This window comes from Bacillus cereus group sp. Bc061, assembly GCF_027715825.1.
In the GTDB taxonomy this organism is placed as follows: domain Bacteria; phylum Bacillota; class Bacilli; order Bacillales; family Bacillaceae_G; genus Bacillus_A; species Bacillus_A paranthracis.
The window spans coordinates 1-2940 of the sequence record NZ_JAQFTZ010000028.1 but is presented as its reverse complement, the minus strand read 5'-3'; the positions used below and the strand labels follow the sequence as shown (position 1 = coordinate 2940).

Genomic DNA, 2940 nt, shown 5'->3' with positions numbered 1-2940 from the left:
CATATTATATGGTTAAGTCCTCGATCTATTAGTATTCGTCAGCTCCACATGTCACCATGCTTCCACCTCGAACCTATCAACCTGATCATCTTTCAGGGATCTTACTAGCTTACGCTATGGGAAATCTCATCTTGAGGGGGGCTTCATGCTTAGATGCTTTCAGCACTTATCCCTTCCGCACATAGCTACCCAGCTATGCCCTTGGCAGAACAACTGGTACACCAGCGGTGCGTCCATCCCGGTCCTCTCGTACTAAGGACAGCTCCTCTCAAATTTCCTACGCCCACGACGGATAGGGACCGAACTGTCTCACGACGTTCTGAACCCAGCTCGCGTACCGCTTTAATGGGCGAACAGCCCAACCCTTGGGACCGACTACAGCCCCAGGATGCGATGAGCCGACATCGAGGTGCCAAACCTCCCCGTCGATGTGGACTCTTGGGGGAGATAAGCCTGTTATCCCCGGGGTAGCTTTTATCCGTTGAGCGATGGCCCTTCCATGCGGAACCACCGGATCACTAAGCCCGACTTTCGTCCCTGCTCGACTTGTAGGTCTCGCAGTCAAGCTCCCTTATGCCTTTGCACTCTACGAATGATTTCCAACCATTCTGAGGGAACCTTTGGGCGCCTCCGTTACACTTTAGGAGGCGACCGCCCCAGTCAAACTGCCCACCTGACACTGTCTCCCGGGTCGATAAGACCCGTAGGTTAGAATTTCAATACAGTCAGGGCGGTATCCCACCAGCGCCTCCACCGAAGCTAGCGCTCCGGTTTCAAAGGCTCCCGCCTATCCTGTACAAACTGTACCAAAATTCAATATCAGGCTACAGTAAAGCTCCACGGGGTCTTTCCGTCCTGTCGCGGGTAACCTGCATCTTCACAGGTACTATAATTTCACCGAGTCTCTGGTTGAGACAGTGCCCAAATCGTTACACCTTTCGTGCGGGTCGGAACTTACCCGACAAGGAATTTCGCTACCTTAGGACCGTTATAGTTACGGCCGCCGTTTACTGGGGCTTCAGTTCAGAGCTTCGCTTACGCTAACCCCTCTCCTTAACCTTCCAGCACCGGGCAGGTGTCACCCCCTATACTTCGCCTTACGGCTTCGCAGAGAGCTGTGTTTTTGCTAAACAGTCGCTTGGGCCTATTCACTGCGGCTTTCCGTTAAGAAAGCACCCCTTCTCCCGAAGTTACGGGGTCATTTTGCCGAGTTCCTTAACCAGAGTTCTCTCGCACACCTTAGGATTCTCTCCTCGCCTACCTGTGTCGGTTTGCGGTACAGGCACCTTTTATCTCGCTAGAAGCTTTTCTTGGCAGCGGGGAATCAAAGACTTCGCTCCATAAGGAGCTTCCCCATCACAGCTCAGCCTTTACGATAAGCGGATTTGCCTACTTATCAGCCTAACTGCTTGGACGTGCACAACCAATCGCACGCTTCTTCTATCCTTCTGCGTCCCTCCATTGCTCAAACGATAAAGAGGTGGTACAGGAATATCAACCTGTTGTCCATCGCCTACGCCTGTCGGCCTCGGCTTAGGTCCTGACTAACCCTGAGCGGACGAGCCTTCCTCAGGAAACCTTAGGCATTCGGTGGACGGGATTCTCACCCGTCTTTCGCTACTCATACCGGCATTCTCACTTCTAAGCACTCCACCAGTCCTTCCGGTCTGACTTCACTGTCCTTAGAACGCTCCCCTACCACTGATACCATTCGGTATCAATCCGCAGCTTCGGTGGTGTATTTAGCCCCGGTACATTTTCGGCGCAGAGTCACTCGACTAGTGAGCTATTACGCACTCTTTAAATGGTGGCTGCTTCTAAGCCAACATCCTAGTTGTCTAAGCAACTCCACATCCTTTTCCACTTAATACACACTTTGGGACCTTAGCTGGCGGTCTGGGCTGTTTCCCTTTTGACTACGGATCTTATCACTCGCAGTCTGACTCCTAAGGATAAGTCATTGGCATTCGGAGTTTGACTGAATTCGGTAATCCGATGAGGACCCCTAGTCCAATCAGTGCTCTACCTCCAAGACTCTTACACTTAAGGCTAGCCCTAAAGCTATTTCGGGGAGAACCAGCTATCTCCAGGTTCGATTGGAATTTCTCCGCTACCCACACCTCATCCCCGCACTTTTCAACGTGCGTGGGTTCGGGCCTCCATTCAGTGTTACCTGAACTTCACCCTGGACATGGGTAGATCACCTGGTTTCGGGTCTACGACCACGTACTAAACGCCCTATTCAGACTCGCTTTCGCTGCGGCTCCGCCTCTTCAGCTTAACCTCGCACGGGATCGTAACTCGCCGGTTCATTCTACAAAAGGCACGCCATCACCCGTTAACGGGCTCTGACTATTTGTAGGCACACGGTTTCAGGATCTCTTTCACTCCCCTTCCGGGGTGCTTTTCACCTTTCCCTCACGGTACTGGTTCACTATCGATCACTAGGGAGTATTTAGCCTTGGGAGATGGTCCTCCCAGATTCCGACGGAATTTCACGTGTTCCGCCGTACTCAGGATACATTCAAGAGAGAACGAAGTTTCGACTACGGGGTTGTTACCCTCTACGACGGACCTTTCCAGGTCGCTTCGTCTACCTCGTTCCTTTGTAACTCCGTATAGAATGTCCTACAACCCCAAGAGGCAAGCCTCTTGGTTTGGGCTATGTTCCGTTTCGCTCGCCGCTACTCAGGAAATCGCATTTGCTTTCTCTTCCTCCAGGTACTTAGATGTTTCAGTTCCCTGGGTCTGTCTTCCTTACCCTATGTATTCAGATAAGGATACCATACCATTACGTATGGTGGGTTTCCCCATTCGGAAATCTTCGGATCAAAGCTTACTTACAGCTCCCCGAAGCATATCGGCGTTAGTCCCGTCCTTCATCGACTCCTAGTGTCAAGGCATCCACCGTGCGCCCTTTCTAACTTAACCAAACTAAAA

The 2940-nt window shown here is 51.7% G+C and carries 1 rRNA gene; it reads right to left on the bottom strand.

Annotation, left to right across the window (positions count from 1 at the left end):
* Positions 1–8 precede the first annotated feature (8 nt).
* Positions 9–2931, bottom strand: a 23S ribosomal RNA gene (locus PDQ40_RS27965).
* Positions 2932–2940 lie beyond the last annotated feature (9 nt).